This is a genomic window from Klebsiella sp. CN_Kp073, assembly GCF_040065495.2.
GTDB classification, from domain to species: Bacteria; Pseudomonadota; Gammaproteobacteria; order Enterobacterales; family Enterobacteriaceae; genus Klebsiella; species Klebsiella aerogenes.
The window spans coordinates 558,220-573,625 of the sequence record NZ_CM198051.1 but is presented as its reverse complement, the minus strand read 5'-3'; the positions used below and the strand labels follow the sequence as shown (position 1 = coordinate 573,625).

Annotated in this window: 12 protein-coding genes and 1 tRNA gene; 1 reads left to right on the top strand and 12 read right to left on the bottom strand. The window is 54.7% G+C overall.

Annotated elements, in window-relative coordinates:
* Positions 1–4: 4 nt before the first annotated feature.
* The 12 genes from mtr to ABLV66_RS02790 all read right to left on the bottom strand — a co-directional run bounded on the left by mtr (position 5) and on the right by ABLV66_RS02790 (position 13,708).
* Positions 5–1,249: a tryptophan permease gene (gene mtr, locus ABLV66_RS02845; RefSeq protein ID WP_045394937.1), complete on the bottom strand. Its 1,245-nt coding sequence runs from the start codon at positions 1,247–1,249 to the stop codon at positions 5–7.
* 144 nt (positions 1,250–1,393) lie between these two features.
* Complete coding sequence (locus tag ABLV66_RS02840; protein WP_015369531.1) at positions 1,394–3,328, bottom strand: DEAD/DEAH family ATP-dependent RNA helicase; 1,935 nt, start codon at positions 3,326–3,328, stop codon at positions 1,394–1,396.
* A complete protein-coding gene (yrbN, locus tag ABLV66_RS02835) occupies positions 3,321–3,401 on the bottom strand; it encodes a protein YrbN (RefSeq protein WP_086538083.1) in 81 nt (26 codons plus the stop codon). The genes ABLV66_RS02840 and yrbN overlap by 8 nt, the downstream gene beginning before the upstream one ends.
* Before the next feature lie 103 nt (positions 3,402–3,504).
* Positions 3,505–4,389 carry a lipoprotein NlpI gene (nlpI, locus tag ABLV66_RS02830; RefSeq protein WP_020077841.1) on the bottom strand — a complete coding sequence of 295 codons (885 nt, stop codon included), beginning with the start codon at positions 4,387–4,389 and terminating at the stop codon, positions 3,505–3,507.
* A 107-nt stretch (positions 4,390–4,496) separates the two neighbouring features.
* The gene (pnp, locus tag ABLV66_RS02825; RefSeq protein WP_047038750.1) at positions 4,497–6,632 is read right to left on the bottom strand and encodes a polyribonucleotide nucleotidyltransferase; all 2,136 of its coding nucleotides are present in this window, start codon (positions 6,630–6,632) and stop codon (positions 4,497–4,499) included.
* A 241-nt stretch (positions 6,633–6,873) separates the two neighbouring features.
* A complete protein-coding gene (gene rpsO, locus ABLV66_RS02820) occupies positions 6,874–7,143 on the bottom strand; it encodes a 30S ribosomal protein S15 (RefSeq protein WP_045394940.1) in 270 nt (89 codons plus the stop codon).
* Positions 7,144–7,291: 148 nt separating this feature from the next.
* Positions 7,292–8,236, bottom strand: a complete 945-nt coding sequence (gene truB, locus ABLV66_RS02815) for a tRNA pseudouridine(55) synthase TruB (protein ID WP_045394942.1) — start codon at positions 8,234–8,236, stop codon at positions 7,292–7,294.
* The gene (gene rbfA / locus ABLV66_RS02810; protein WP_002918248.1) at positions 8,236–8,637 is read right to left on the bottom strand and encodes a 30S ribosome-binding factor RbfA; all 402 of its coding nucleotides are present in this window, start codon (positions 8,635–8,637) and stop codon (positions 8,236–8,238) included. Before rbfA ends, truB begins: the two co-directional genes overlap by 1 nt.
* A gap of 105 nt (positions 8,638–8,742) precedes the next feature.
* Positions 8,743–11,433: a translation initiation factor IF-2 gene (gene infB / locus ABLV66_RS02805; protein ID WP_348876254.1), complete on the bottom strand. Its 2,691-nt coding sequence runs from the start codon at positions 11,431–11,433 to the stop codon at positions 8,743–8,745.
* A 24-nt stretch (positions 11,434–11,457) separates the two neighbouring features.
* Positions 11,458–12,945 carry a transcription termination factor NusA gene (gene nusA, locus ABLV66_RS02800; RefSeq protein WP_015369524.1) on the bottom strand — a complete coding sequence of 496 codons (1,488 nt, stop codon included), beginning with the start codon at positions 12,943–12,945 and terminating at the stop codon, positions 11,458–11,460.
* 27 nt (positions 12,946–12,972) lie between these two features.
* Positions 12,973–13,425: a ribosome maturation factor RimP gene (gene rimP, locus ABLV66_RS02795; RefSeq protein ID WP_015703598.1), complete on the bottom strand. Its 453-nt coding sequence runs from the start codon at positions 13,423–13,425 to the stop codon at positions 12,973–12,975.
* Positions 13,426–13,631: 206 nt separating this feature from the next.
* Positions 13,632–13,708 (bottom strand) — tRNA-Met (locus ABLV66_RS02790).
* 306 nt (positions 13,709–14,014) lie between these two features.
* Between ABLV66_RS02790 and argG the strand changes: the two genes are divergently transcribed.
* Positions 14,015–15,358, top strand: a complete 1,344-nt coding sequence (gene argG / locus ABLV66_RS02785; RefSeq protein WP_015369521.1) for an argininosuccinate synthase — start codon at positions 14,015–14,017, stop codon at positions 15,356–15,358.
* The last annotated feature ends 48 nt before the right edge of the window (positions 15,359–15,406 follow it).

Genomic DNA, 15,406 nt, shown 5'->3' with positions numbered 1-15,406 from the left:
GCGGTTATTGATAAACCGGCAGCAGATTAAAGCTCGACAGGAAATGCACCACCGCGTTGCCGAGCCCGAACAGCAGGATCAGCGTAATCATCGGTTTTCCGCCCCAAACGCGGAACTGCGGGCTACCGAAGCGTTTACGCGAAGCGCGGGCCAGCAGCGCCGGCACAATCGCCGCCCATACCGTCGCCGCCAGACCGGCATAGCCGATGGCGTAAAGGAAGCCATCTGGTTTCACCAGCCCGCCGATCATCGGCGGGATAAAGGTCAACAGCGCGGTTTTAAAGCGTCCCATCGCGCTATCGTCAAAGCCAAACAGATCCGCGAGATAATCGAACAGCCCCAGCGTCACGCCGAGGAAGGAACTGGCGACGGCAAAGTTGGAGAACACCACCAGCAGCAGATCCAGACCGCGGCTATTCAGCACGCCGCTCAGCGCCTGCACCAGCACATCAATGTTGCCGCCCTTCTGGGCGATACCGATAAACTGCGGACGAGGGATATTACCCATCGTCACCAGCAGCCAGACCACATACAGACCCAGCGCCAGCAGCGTACCGTAAATCAGACAGCGGGTAATGGTACGCGGATCCTTACCATAATATTTCATCAGGCTCGGCACGTTACCGTGATAGCCAAACGAGGCCAGACAGAACGGCAGCGTCATCAGCAGATATGGCGCATAGGAGGCATTCTTCTCCACGACGTTAAACAGCGTCGTCGGCTCGACGTGCCCCAGCAGGCTGCCGAAGGTCAGAAAGAAGGTAATCACCTTAGCGCCCAGTACGATAGCCGTCATGCGGCTTACCGCTTTCGTGCTCATCCAAACGATAAAGGCCACCAGCAGCGCGAAGCCGAAGCCCGCAGCGCGCGCGGGTACGTTCAGCGACATTTCACTGAAGGTGTGGTGCAGGATCGAACCGCTCGCCGAAATATAGGCGTAGGTCAGGATATACAGCACAAAGGCGATCGACACGCCGTTTACCAGGTTCCAGCCTTTGCCGAGCAGGTCTTTGGTAATGGTGTCGAAGCTGGAGCCAATCCGGTAGTTAAGGTTGGCTTCCAGAATCATCAAACCGGAGTGCAGCATGCAGAACCAGGTAAAAACCAGCGCCGCCAGCGACCAGAAGAACCACGCGCCGGACATAACCACCGGCAGCGAGAACATGCCCGCGCCAATAATTGTGCCGCCGATAATCACCACGCCGCCAAATAAAGACGGTCGGGTGGCCGTAGTGGTTAGTGTCGCCATTTGCCGAAATCTCCAGTCGAAAATACTTCGCTCACGTTGAGCATGACGCACTGTACCAGTACACGAGTACAAAAGAAATAAAAAAAGCCCCAATCATGACGATCGGGGCTGTATTATTTACTTTACGCTAGCGGATTGCGCTTATTACGCATCGCCACCGAAACGACGACGACCCGCGGAATCATCACGGCGCGGCGCGGAAGCATCGTCACGACGCGGCGCGCGGCCGCCTTCACGACGTTCGCCGCTGAAACGACGACCTTCACCACGACCGCCTTCACGACGTTCGCCACCGAAGCTACGACCGCCTTCACGACGCTCGCCGCCGAAGCCACGACCGCCTTCACGACGCTCGCCGCCGCCACGACGTTCGGTGCGCGGCTGCGCATCGCCCAGCAGCTGCATGTTCATCGGCTTGTTCAGGATGCGGGTACGAGTAAAGTGCTGCAGCACTTCGCCCGGCATACCTTTCGGCAGTTCGATGGTGGAGTGAGAACCGAACAGCTTGATGTTACCGATGTAACGGCTGCTGATGTCGCCTTCGTTAGCGATCGCGCCAACGATATGACGAACTTCAACGCCGTCATCACGGCCCACTTCAATGCGGTACAGTTCCATCTCACCCACGTCACGGCGCTCACGCTTCGGACGATCTTCACGATCGCCACGCGGACCGCGGTCATTACGGTCGCCACGGCGTTCGAAACGGTCATCACGATCGCGGAATTCACGACGCGGACGCATCGGCGCATCCGGCGGAACGATCAGAGAACGTTCGCCCTGGGCCATTTTCAGCAGCGCAGCGGCCAGCGTTTCTACGTCCAGCTCTTCGCCTTCCGCGGTCGGCTGGATTTTCGCCAGCAGCGCACGGTACTGGTCCAGATCGCTGCTTTCCAGCTGCTGCTGAACTTTAGCGGCGAATTTCTCCAGGCGACGTTTGCCCAGCAGTTCTGCGTTCGGCAGTTCTACTTCAGGGATCGTCAGCTTCATCGTACGTTCGATGTTACGCAGCAGGCGACGCTCACGGTTCTCAACGAACAGCAGCGCGCGACCCGCACGACCCGCACGACCGGTACGACCGATACGGTGAACGTAAGATTCGGAATCCATCGGGATGTCATAGTTAACAACCAGGCTGATGCGCTCAACGTCCAGGCCGCGGGCCGCAACGTCGGTGGCGATCAGGATGTCCAGACGACCGTCTTTCAGGCGCTCCAGGGTCTGCTCACGCAGCGCCTGGTTCATATCGCCGTTAAGCGCGGCGCTGTTATAACCGCTACGCTCCAGCGCTTCTGCCACTTCCAGGGTCGCGTTTTTGGTACGCACGAAGATAATCGCCGCATCAAAGTCTTCCGCTTCCAGGAAACGCACCAGCGCTTCGTTTTTACGCATGCCGTAAGCAGTCCAGTAGCTCTGGCTGATGTCCGGGCGCGTGGTGACGCTGGACTGAATGCGCACTTCCTGCGGCTCTTTCATGAAGCGGCGGGTAATGCGACGAATCGCTTCCGGCATAGTGGCGGAGAACAGAGCGGTCTGATGACCTTCCGGGATCTGCGCCATAATGGTTTCTACGTCTTCGATAAAGCCCATGCGCAGCATTTCATCTGCTTCGTCCAGTACCAGGCCGCTCAGTTTAGAGAGATCCAGCGTACCGCGCTTCAGGTGGTCCAGCAGACGACCCGGGGTACCGACAACGATCTGCGGCCCCTGACGCAGGGCGCGCAGCTGCACGTCATAACGCTGGCCGCCGTACAGGGCAACCACGTTTACGCCGCGCATATGTTTAGAGAATTCCGTCATTGCTTCTGCAACCTGTACCGCCAGTTCGCGGGTCGGCGCCAGCACCAGAATCTGTGGTGCTCTCAGCTCAGGATCGATGTTGTTCAGCAGCGGTAAAGAGAACGCTGCGGTCTTACCGCTACCGGTCTGGGCCATACCCAGAACGTCGCGGCCGTCCAGCAGATGCGGAATGCACTCAGCCTGGATCGGAGATGGTTTTTCGTAACCCAGATCGTTAAGCGCTTCAAGGATAGGAGCCTTCAGGCCCAGATCTGCAAAAGTGGTTTCGAATTCAGCCATGTAGTACGTGTGCCTCAAAATTAATGGCGGCCAGTCTACATAACTCATCGTGAAAATTTAGAGTAATTTTCATTGAAAAGTGTGAACCGGCTCAAAGTAGGTGTATTAACGAACAACAACGCCCTCACCCGCGAAGGTGATGGCAATCAAAAAATGGGCTGATGTGTGTTCGTCAGCTATTGCTGGTCCGATTCTGCCAGGTCATCTTGCTCCTGGCCCAAGAGCGATAATTCCAACAATGCGTATCGGTGCTCAACGTAGTTATGAACGTTGTTAGCGACCGCCAGTTTGAACAGTGCCGTAGCGCTGTCCTTGTCCCCCAGACTTAGGTAGTACTTACCTAAATAGAAGTTGGTTTCACTGAGATGCTCAGCGAGCGAGGTGTTATCCGTTGCGTCTGCCTTCAGACGGGTCATCAGCTCTTTTTCGCTAATGTCGCCAAGGTAGAACTCGACAATGTTCCATCCCCATTGCTCTTTATCCGACTTGTTGAAGCGCTGTTTCAGTGCTTCAAGCGCCTGCTTCTCATCAAGCTTACGCTCGGCGAGGTATAACCACAGACTGCGGAAAGGATCATTGGGATCGTCTTGATAAAACGCCAGCAGATCATCTTGCGCTAACTTAGCACGGCCACCGTAATACAGAGCGATGCCGCGGTTTAAGTGCGCGTAGTTGTAAGTTGGATCAAGCTCAAGTACAGAATCAAACGCTTCATAGGCAGCATCAAAATTGCCTGCCTGCGTTAAATAAATGCCTAAGTAATTGAATACTTCAGGCATATCGGGTCGGATTGCCAGCGCTTGTGAAAAATCATTTCGCGCTAATGCCCTCAGACCGAGACTATCATACAACACTCCGCGCTCATATAAAAGCTGTGCGCGTTCGTCATCGGTTAAAGCCCGACTGGCAAGAATTTGTTCCATGCGCGCCAGAATCACTTCTTGCTGCAAAGTCGGTTGCAATGGTACCGCGAGGACGGCGTCCTTACGCCAGGCAGAGTTGCTGCATCCTGCCAGCGTGAGAGCTGTCGCCACGAAACACCAGCGCAGAAAAGGCTTCATTTCCCACTCCCGAAGACAACGATTGGATGAACGTCCAGTTCCCCGGCTGCAAAAAGGCATCCTGCCCGGAATAGACCCTCCGCCGAAGCGGAGGGCAATCGGCAACCTTACTCGCCCTGCTCTGCGGCCGGAGCTTCCGGCGCGTTAGCTGGCTGAGTCTGCTCAGTTGCTTCTTTAATGCTCAGACGTACGCGGCCCTGACGGTCAACTTCCAGAACCTTAACCGGTACTTCCTGACCCATCTGCAGGTAATCAGTCACTTTCTCAACGCGCTTGTCAGCGATCTGAGAGATGTGAACCAGACCTTCTTTACCGCCGCCGATGGCAACGAATGCGCCAAAGTCAACGATGCGGGTCACTTTACCATTGTAGATACGGCCAACTTCGATCTCAGCGGTGATCTCTTCGATACGGCGGATAGCATGCTGCGCTTTGTCGCCGTCGGTCGCTGCGATCTTCACGGTACCGTCATCTTCGATTTCGATGGTGGTGCCGGTTTCTTCGGTCAGAGCACGGATAACAGAACCGCCTTTACCGATAACGTCTTTGATCTTGTCCGGGTTGATCTTGATGGTGTGGATACGCGGTGCGAATTCGGAGATGTCGCCGCGCGGCGCGTTAATCGCCTGTTCCATCACGCCCAGGATGTGCAGACGCGCACCTTTAGCCTGGTTCAGAGCAACCTGCATGATTTCTTTGGTGATACCTTCAATTTTGATATCCATCTGCAGCGCAGAGATACCGTCGCGAGAACCCGCAACTTTGAAGTCCATATCGCCAAGGTGGTCTTCGTCACCCAGAATGTCGGACAGTACGACGAAGTTGTCGCCTTCTTTCACCAGACCCATTGCGATACCCGCAACGGCGGCTTTCACCGGCACGCCAGCGTCCATCAGCGCCAGAGATGCGCCACAGACGGAAGCCATGGAAGAAGAACCGTTGGATTCGGTGATCTCAGATACCACGCGAACGGTGTACGGGAATTCGTCGATTGTCGGCATTACGGCCAGAACGCCGCGCTTAGCCAGACGACCGTGACCGATTTCACGACGCTTCGGAGAACCCACCATGCCAGTTTCGCCTACGGAGTACGGAGGGAAGTTGTAGTGGAACAGGAAGGAGTCCGTGCGCTCGCCCATCAGTTCGTCGATGTTCTGCGCGTCGCGTGCGGTACCCAGAGTCGCGGTAACCAGCGCCTGAGTTTCGCCGCGGGTAAACAGTGCGGAACCGTGAGTACGCGGCAGTACGCCGGTACGAACGTCCAGACCACGGATCATGTCTTTTTCGCGGCCATCGATACGCGGCTCGCCTGCCAGTACGCGGCTACGAACAACGTTTTTCTCGATGGCGTGCAGGATTTCACCCAGTTCGTTGGCGTCCAGGGTTTCATCTTCAGCAACCAGCGTAGCGATGGTTTCAGATTTGATCACGTCAACCTGAGCGTAACGCTCTTGTTTGTCGGTGATACGGTAAGCATCGCTCAGGCGGGATTCAGCCAGCGCAGCAACGCGCGCGTTCAGCGCTTCGTTGACCGCTTCCGGCTGCCAGTCCCAACGTGGTTTACCGGCTTCTTTCACCAGGTCGTTGATGTTCTGAATTACAACCTGCTGCTGCTCGTGGCCAAAGACCACCGCGCCCAGCATCTGGTCTTCGCTCAGCAGTTCAGCTTCGGATTCAACCATCAGTACGGCCGCTTCGGTACCGGCAACCACCAGATCCAGTTTGCTGGATTTCAGCTCTTCCTGGGTTGGGTTCAGTACGTACTGGTCGTTGATGTAACCCACGCGAGCGGCGCCGATTGGGCCATTGAACGGAATACCGGACAGAGACAGCGCTGCGGATGCGCCGATCATCGCGACGATATCCGGGTTAACCTGCGGGTTAACGGAAACAACGGTCGCGATAACCTGAACTTCGTTAACGAAGCCTTCCGGGAACAGCGGACGAACCGGGCGGTCAATCAGACGCGCGATCAGGGTTTCGCCTTCGCTTGGACGGCCTTCACGACGGAAGAAGCCACCCGGGATTTTACCGGCAGCGTAAGTACGCTCCTGGTAGTTAACAGTCAGCGGGAAGAAGTCCTGGCCCGGTTTCGCTTTTTTCTGACCCACAACGGTAACGAATACCGCGGTGTCATCCATGCTAACCATCACAGCGGCCGTTGCCTGGCGCGCCATCATGCCGGTTTCCAGGGTTACGGTGTGCTGGCCGTACTGGAATTTACGAACGATCGGATTAAGCAAAATTCTATCCTTTTATCTAAAAATGACGCCATATCCACGATATCGCGTCTGATGACCCGATCCTCTGCATCCTCGCGACTAATGACAACCTTTACCCGCCCCTGCGGATGAAGCCTCTCATTAGCCGCGCGAACCTCTGCATGAAGATCATTAATAGCAACAATACATGAGTTTTTAATGAATTGCTGCCGCCCGGTCGAAAAAAGGGGCCGTGAGGCCCCTTTTTCTGAAACTCGCAGAATTAGCGACGCAGACCCAGACGCTCGATCAGCGCGGAGTAACGTGCAACATCTTTACGTTTCAGGTAGTCGAGCAGTTTACGACGCTGAGAAACCATGCGCAGCAGACCACGACGGCTGTGGTGATCTTTTTTGTGCTCTGCAAAGTGACCCTGCAGGTGGTTGATCTGTGCAGTCAGCAGTGCAACCTGAACTTCAGTAGAACCGCTGTCGTTTGCGCCACGACCGAACTCAGAAACGATTTGTGCTTTAGCTTCAACGCTTAGAGACATTTTCAAACTCCAAAATTATAAGTAAAGAAAGGGTGCCGATCTCTAATTCAGCAACCCCTGATGCAACGCCCGAAAATGTTAAAACACTTTAGCGGACGTTAAGCGGCGATATTCTACTCGTAGCAGGCTTTTATCGCAACAAAAGCGCTCACTGCGGGTATTCCACCACCAGACGACGAGGCGCGACGCGGCCTTCATCGTCGATTTCGCCCATGCCGAGGAACTTACCGGACTCGCTTTCCATCACCCGCACCAGCCCGTTAAGCGGCGCGCCTGACTGACGAACCGGATTACCGTTCTTAAAGTAGACCGCGGAAGTTTCTGGAATATGAACCAGCGGGTAATCCGAAGCCGGGCTGTCCATCGGCATCAGCAGCGGATCAAGCAGTTGCGCGGCAGGAATATCCTGCGCCGCCGCCTGTTCGACCAGCGCCTGCAGCTGCTCCAGGGTCACCATCCGCTCGACCGGGTATTTGCTCACCGCCAGGCGACGCAGGAAAATCACGTGCGCGCCGCAGCCAAGTTTCTCACCCAAATCATCGATAATCGTACGGATGTAGGTGCCTTTCGAGCAGTGGATCTCAAGCTCCAGTTCATCGCCTTCATGGCGAATAAACAGCAGCTCATAGACCGTAATCGGCCGGGCTTCACGCGGAACCTCAATGCCCTGACGAGCGTATTCGTACAGTTTTTTACCCTGATACTTCAGCGCCGAGTACATCGACGGCACCTGCTGAGTCTCGCCGCGGAAGCTATCCAGCGCCGCCGCCAGTTGTTCTTCGCTAAAGGTTAACGGGCGTTCTTCCACCACCTGACCATCGGCGTCGGAGGTATCCGTACGCTGGCCAAGTTTGGCGATCACGCGATAACGCTTATCGGAGTCCAGCAGATACTGGGAAAACTTAGTCGCTTCGCCAAGGCAAACCGGCAGCATACCGGTCGCCAGCGGATCCAGCGCGCCGGTATGCCCAGCGCGGTTGGCGTTATAAATACGTTTTACTTTCTGCAGCACATCGTTGCTGGAGGCGCCCTGAGGCTTATCCAGCAGCAATACGCCGTGCACGTCGCGGCCGCGACGACGAGGACGACTCATTAGTCCTCCTTGCTGTCGTCCGGGTTAACACGACGCTCATCGTCGTGTTTCACCACGCTGGTAACCAGGTTGGACATGCGCATCCCTTCGACCAGCGAGTTGTCGTAGAAGAAAGTCAGTTCCGGCACGATGCGCAAGCGCATCGCTTTGCCCAGCAGAGAGCGGATAAAGCCAGAGGCTTCCTGCAGCGCTTTGATGCCCGCTTTCACCGCGGCTTCATCTTTGTCGTTGAGGAAGGTGACATACACTTTGGCATAGGCCAGGTCACGGGACATTTCCACGCCGGAAACGGTGGTCATCATGCCCAGACGCGGGTCTTTGATTTCACGCTGCAGGATGATGGCAATTTCTTTTTGCATCTCCTGGGCCACGCGCTGCGGGCGACCAAATTCTTTCGCCATAATAAATTCTCCAGAATAAAGACAAAAAAGGGGCCAAAAGCCCCTTTTTAAAATTATTGCCGGGTGGCGCTTCGCTTACCCGGCCTTCGCATAGCTATCTGACGATTAGTCGATGCTACGCTGGATTTCGATGATTTCGAACACTTCGATCATATCGCCAACGCGAACGTCGTTGTAGTTCTTCACGCCGATACCACATTCCATGCCGTTACGGACTTCGTTAACGTCATCTTTGAAGCGGCGCAGGGATTCCAGCTCGCCTTCATAGATAACCACGTTGTCGCGCAGGACGCGGATTGGGTTGTGACGTTTAATCGTACCTTCGGTAACCATACAGCCCGCGATGGCGCCGAATTTCGGCGATTTGAAGACATCACGCACTTCAGCCAGACCGATGATCTGCTGTTTCAGTTCCGGAGACAGCATGCCGCTCATCGCTGCTTTCACTTCGTCGATCAGGTTATAGATGACGGAGTAGTAACGCAGATCCAGGCTTTCTGACTCGATAACTTTACGTGCGGAAGCATCGGCACGAACGTTGAAGCCAACCAGAATCGCGTTGGAAGCGGCAGCCAGGGTCGCGTCGGTTTCGGTGATACCACCTACGCCGGAACCGATGATCTTCACTTTAACTTCGTCGGTAGACAGTTTCAGTAAGGAATCGGAAATCGCTTCGACAGAGCCCTGCACGTCCGCTTTCAGCACGATGTTCACTTCGTGAACTTCGCCTTCGGTCATGTTAGCGAACATGTTTTCCAGTTTAGATTTCTGCTGGCGAGCCAGTTTAACTTCACGGAATTTACCCTGACGATACAGCGCAACTTCACGCGCTTTTTTCTCGTCACGAACAACGGTAACTTCATCACCCGCCGCCGGAACGCCGGACAGACCGAGGATTTCCACCGGAATGGACGGACCCGCTTCCAGCACTTCGCGACCCAGTTCGTCACGCATCGCACGTACGCGGCCATATTCAAAGCCACACAGTACGATATCGCCCTTATGCAGAGTACCTTCGCGAACCAGAACGGTAGCTACCGGACCACGACCTTTATCCAGGAAGGATTCGATGACCGCGCCGCTCGCCATACCGTTACGTACCGCTTTCAGTTCGAGAACTTCAGCCTGCAGCAGGATTGCGTTCAGCAGGTCGTCGATACCGGTACCGACTTTCGCTGATACTGGGATGAACTGCGCTTCACCGCCCCACTCTTCCGGCATCACGCCGTACTGGGAGAGTTCGTTCTTCACGCGATCCATATCCGCTTCCGGCTTATCGATCTTGTTCACTGCAACCACTACCGGCACCTGCGCCGCTTTGGCGTGCTGGATAGCTTCCACAGTCTGCGGCATCACGCCGTCGTCTGCCGCCACCACCAGAACCACGATATCCGTCGCCTGCGCGCCACGAGCACGCATAGAGGTAAACGCGGCGTGGCCCGGGGTATCCAGGAAGGTGATCATGCCGTTGTCGGTTTCTACGTGGTACGCGCCGATGTGCTGGGTAATACCACCCGCTTCGCCGGAGGCAACCTTAGTAGAACGAATGTAGTCCAGCAGAGAGGTTTTACCGTGGTCAACGTGACCCATGATGGTCACTACCGGTGCGCGCGGTTCAGCCGCAGCGCCGGTGTCACGGTCGCTCATTACTGCTTCTTCCAGCTCGTTTTCACGACGCAGGATAACTTTGTGGCCCATCTCTTCGGCAACCAGCTGTGCGGTTTCCTGGTCGATGACCTGGTTGATGGTCGCCATCGCGCCCAGTTTCATCATCGCTTTGATGACCTGAGAGCCTTTGACCGCCATCTTGTTGGCCAGCTCGCCAACGGTGATGGTTTCGCCGATCACAACATCACGGTTAACGGCCTGAGCCGGCTTCTGGAAGCCCTGCTGCAGAGAAGAACCTTTACGATGTTTGCCGCCTTTACCGCCACGAACGGCCGCACGGGCTTCTTCACGGTCAGCTTTGGATTCAGCGTGTTTGTTGCCTTTCTTCGCCGGACGCGCAGCTTTGCTGTTACGGCCACGGCCGCGACCGCCTTCAACTTCACGATCGTTATCATCTTCAGCCTGACGCGCATGCTGAGAGGTGGTTACGTGGTAGTCGGTCGTTTCTTCTGGGGTTTCCGGAGTTTCACTCCAGTTTTTTTCATTTTCTTCAGCCATACGGCGTGCTTCTTCCGCTACACGGCGCGCTTCTTCTTCAAGTTTGCGGCGTGCTTCTTCTTCCGATTTGCGCTTCAGCTCCGCTGCTTCGTTCTCACGGCGGATCTTTTCAGCCTGGGCGGTCTTGGTCATTTCGTCGGTATGTTGATTGCTCACTTTGTCTTTTTCCGCGGCTTCACGTTTCGCTTTATCAGCGACTTCACGTTTAGCTTGTTCTGCGGCCTCACGTTCAGCTTTTAATTGCGCCTCGCGTTTAGCTGCTTCTTCAGCTTCACGACGGGCCTGCTCTTCCGCTTCACGCTGCGCCTGCTCTTCCGCGGCCAGGCGTTCAGCCTCTTGCGGATCGCGTTTCACAAAGATGCGTTTCTTGCGGACTTCGATTTGTACCGATTTACTCTTTCCACCGGTACCTGGAATATTTAACGTGCTGCGCGTTTTACGCTGCAACGTCAGCTTGTCAGGCGCCGAGCCGTGTTCACGGTTCAGGTGCGTTAACAAGGTTTGCTTCTCTTGCGCGGTCACAGAATCATCAGCCGATTTGCGAATGCCTGCATCAGCAAATTGCTGTATCAGGCGATCCACAGAGGTCTGAATTTCTGAGGCCAGCGCTTTAATAGTCACATCTGTCATGCTGTTCCTTCCTGCTACAGTTTATTACGCTTCGTCGCCGAACCAACAAATGTTGCGAGCAGCCATGATGAGTTCACCAGCTTTCTCGTCGGTCATACCTTCGATATCAGCCAGGTCATCAACGCCCTGTTCGGCGAGATCTTCCAGCGTACAAACACCACGGGCAGCCAGCTTAAACGCCAGAGCACGGTCCAAACCTTCCAGATTCAGTAAATCGTCGGCAGGTTTGTTGTCTCCCAGGCTTTCTTCCTGAGCCAGCGCCAGTGTAGTCAGTGCGTTTTTCGCACGCTCACGAAGTGCTTCAACGGTCGCTTCGTCAAGGCCGTCGATTTCCAGCAGTTCTTTCATCGGCACATAGGCCAGTTCTTCCAGCGAGGAGAAGCCCTCTTCAACCAGTACGGTTGCGAAATCTTCATCAATATCGAGATATTTGGTGAAGGTATCGATAGCGGCATGGGCTTCAGCCTGGTGCTTAGCCTGCAGGTCATCAACGGTCATGACGTTGAGTTCCCAGCCGCTGAGCTGCGATGCCAGGCGGACGTTCTGACCGTTACGGCCGATCGCCTGCGCCAGGTTGCCTGCTTCTACCGCGATGTCCATGGTGTGTTTATCTTCATCCACCACGATGGACGCGACGTCAGCCGGCGCCATAGCGTTAATCACGAACTGCGCCGGGTTATCATCCCACAGGACGATATCGATGCGCTCGCCGCCAAGCTCGGTAGAAACCGCCTGAACGCGCGCGCCGCGCATACCGACACAAGCGCCAACCGGGTCGATACGCTTGTCATTGGTTTTCACGGCGATTTTCGCACGAGAACCCGGATCGCGGGCTGCGGCTTTGATTTCCAGCACTTCTTCGCCAATTTCCGGCACTTCAATGCGGAACAGTTCGACCAGCATCTCCGGTTTGGAGCGAGTCACGAACAGCTGCGCGCCGCGTGCTTCCGGACGAACGGCGTACAGCACGCCGCGAATACGGTCGCCCGGACGGAAGTTTTCACGCGGCAGCATATCTTCACGCAGGATCACGGCTTCAGCATTGCTGCCCAGATCCAGAGTGATGTTGTCGCGGTTCACTTTTTTCACCACGCCGGTGATGATCTCACCTTCGTGCTCGCGGAACTGATCGACAACCATCGCGCGCTCAGCTTCACGTACTTTCTGTACGATAACCTGTTTAGCGGTCTGCGTAGTGATACGGTCGAAGGTGACAGATTCAATCTGATCTTCAACGTAGTCGCCGACGTTCATGCTTTCATCTTCGTAACGCGCAGCTTCCAGCGTGATCTCGCGGGTAGGTTGAGTCACCTCTTCAACCACCAGCCAGCGACGGAAGGTGTCGAAATCGCCGCTTTTACGGTCGATTTCTACGCGAACGTCGATCTCTTGTTCGTATTTTTTCTTGGTCGCCGTTGCCAGAGCGCTTTCCAACGCTTCGAAAATCTTCTCGCGCGGCAGCGCTTTTTCGTTGGAAACGGCTTCAACAACAGCCAAAATTTCTTTGTTCATCGGGGCCTTTCACCTCAATCCAGACTGTTAAAAGTGGGGAACCAGGTTCGCCTTCTGGATGTTACTCAGCGCGAACACTTCATCTTTGCCTTCGACGGTTACCGTGATCATCTCACCGTCTACCGCTTTGATAATGCCCTGCCATTTACGACGGTTCTGTACCGCCATGCGCAGCACCAGCGAAACTTCTTCACCGGTGAAACGTTGATAGTGTTCAGCAGTAAACATCGGACGGTCGAGACCAGGCGAAGAGACTTCCAGGTTGTAAGCGACGGTGATCGGATCTTCGACATCCATGACAGCACTGACCTGGTGGCTCACATCAGCACAATCATCAACATTGATGCCATCTTCACTATCAATATAGATGCGCAGTGTGGATGTGCGACCGCGAATAAATTCGATGCCGACCAGCTCAAAGCCAAGCGCTTCAACTGGCGCAGTGAGCATCTCTGTTAATTTTTGCTCTAATGTGGACAAACCCACCCCCAAGACATAAAAAAAGGGCGTATAGCCCAGTTATTCTGAAGTCAGATAACAAAAAACCCCGATAAATCGGGGCTTTAGATAACTGAACCCTGAGACCGCAATTGCGATCTGGAACACCTTCCAGAAGAATTCTTTCAAATCCGGCTACGAAGGACCTAGTCCTCACAGTATATTTGAAAAAGTACTTAATGGGAAAGTGGTTGCGGGGGCCGGATTTGAACCGACGACCTTCGGGTTATGAGCCCGACGAGCTACCAGGCTGCTCCACCCCGCGCCTGAAACGTGGCATATTTTACTCTTTCTGAGCAAAAGACGCAAATACTGCTGGGATTTGGTACCGAGGACGGGACATAAAATCGTGGTGAATTGTATCGATAAATCATATATTTTGTCAACATCCATTTTACACCACCCGCTTGCCGTTTATGCTGGCATTTCAGGCTTTTTTAGCAAAATCACCATCAGGCTCTTCCTGTCGCCAGCAAAAGATGATTAAATGAAAACTCACAATTAGTGCATAAAAATGCAAATTTGTTGTTGAGTCGAACTCACCACAGTCTATCTAGCAGGGTTTTATTTTATGACGACGATTCTTAAGCATCTCCCGGTTGGTCAACGTATTGGTATTGCTTTCTCTGGTGGACTGGATACCAGCGCCGCCCTGCTGTGGATGCGTAAAAAAGGCGCGGTTCCTTATGCATATACCGCGAATCTGGGCCAGCCTGACGAAGACGACTACGAAGCCATTCCGCGTCGTGCGAAAGAGTATGGCGCTGAAGGCGCTCGTCTGATTGATTGCCGCAAACAACTGGTGGCGGAAGGTATAGCGGCGATTCAGTGCGGCGCATTCCATAACACCACCGGCGGCTTAACTTATTTCAATACCACGCCGCTGGGCCGCGCCGTGACCGGCACCATGCTGGTTGCCGCGATGAAAGAAGATGGCGTCAACATCTGGGGCGACGGTAGCACCTATAAAGGCAACGATATCGAGCGCTTTTATCGCTACGGTCTGCTGACCAATGCGGAACTGCAGATTTACAAACCGTGGCTGGATAGCGACTTCATTGATGAACTGGGCGGTCGTCATGAAATGTCTGAGTTTATGATAGCCTGCGGCTTCGACTACAAAATGTCTGTCGAAAAAGCCTATTCCACCGACTCCAACATGCTGGGTGCGACGCACGAAGCGAAAGATCTCGAATTTCTCAATTCCAGCGTGAAAATCGTCAACCCGATCATGGGTGTGAAGTTCTGGGATGAAAGCGTAAAAATCGCCGCTGAAGAAGTGACCGTGCGTTTTGAACAGGGCCACCCGGTTGCGCTGAATGGTAAAACGTTCAGCGATGACGTCGAACTGATGCTGGAAGCTAACCGCATCGGTGGTCGCCACGGTCTGGGCATGAGCGACCAGATTGAAAACCGCATCATTGAAGCGAAAAGCCGCGGCATCTATGAAGCCCCGGGGATGGCGCTATTGCATATCGCCTACGAGCGCCTGCTGACCGGTATCCATAACGAAGATACTATCGAGCAATATCATGCTCATGGCCGCCAGTTGGGTCGTCTGCTGTATCAGGGACGCTGGTTCGATTCCCAGGCGCTGATGCTGCGCGATTCGCTGCAGCGTTGGGTAGCCAGCCAGATCACTGGCGAAGTCACCCTTGAACTGCGTCGCGGCAACGACTACTCGATCCTGAATACCGTGTCAGACAACCTGACCTATAAAGCAGAGCGTCTGACCATGGAAAAAGGCGATTCCATGTTTACCGCTGAAGATCGTATCGGCCAGCTGACCATGCGTAACCTGGACATTACCGATACTCGTGAGAAGCTATTCGGCTATGCCCAATCCGGGCTACTCAGCGCGTCTTCCGCCACCGGTCTGCCACAGGTTGAAAACCTGGAAAATCGCGATAAATAAACCGCGAAGCCAAACTCTCCAGCCGGCGCTAACCCGCCGGCTTTTTTA

What these genes read in the sequence shown, in the direction of transcription:
- argG (WP_015369521.1), top strand. Translation starts at nt 14,015, where the DNA reads ATGACGACGATTCTTAAGCATCTCCCGGTTGGTCAACGTATTGGTATT.
- nusA (WP_015369524.1), bottom strand. Translation starts at nt 12,945, where the DNA reads ATGAACAAAGAAATTTTGGCTGTTGTTGAAGCCGTTTCCAACGAAAAA.
- rpsO (WP_045394940.1), bottom strand. Translation starts at nt 7,143, where the DNA reads ATGTCTCTAAGCGTTGAAGCTAAAGCACAAATCGTTTCTGAGTTCGGT.
- rbfA (WP_002918248.1), bottom strand. Translation starts at nt 8,637, where the DNA reads ATGGCGAAAGAATTTGGTCGCCCGCAGCGCGTGGCCCAGGAGATGCAA.
- nlpI (WP_020077841.1), bottom strand. Translation starts at nt 4,389, where the DNA reads ATGAAGCCTTTTCTGCGCTGGTGTTTCGTGGCGACAGCTCTCACGCTG.
- ABLV66_RS02840 (WP_015369531.1), bottom strand. Translation starts at nt 3,328, where the DNA reads ATGGCTGAATTCGAAACCACTTTTGCAGATCTGGGCCTGAAGGCTCCT.
- mtr (WP_045394937.1), bottom strand. Translation starts at nt 1,249, where the DNA reads ATGGCGACACTAACCACTACGGCCACCCGACCGTCTTTATTTGGCGGC.
- truB (WP_045394942.1), bottom strand. Translation starts at nt 8,236, where the DNA reads ATGAGTCGTCCTCGTCGTCGCGGCCGCGACGTGCACGGCGTATTGCTG.
- infB (WP_348876254.1), bottom strand. Translation starts at nt 11,433, where the DNA reads ATGACAGATGTGACTATTAAAGCGCTGGCCTCAGAAATTCAGACCTCT.
- yrbN (WP_086538083.1), bottom strand. Translation starts at nt 3,401, where the DNA reads ATGAAAATTACTCTAAATTTTCACGATGAGTTATGTAGACTGGCCGCC.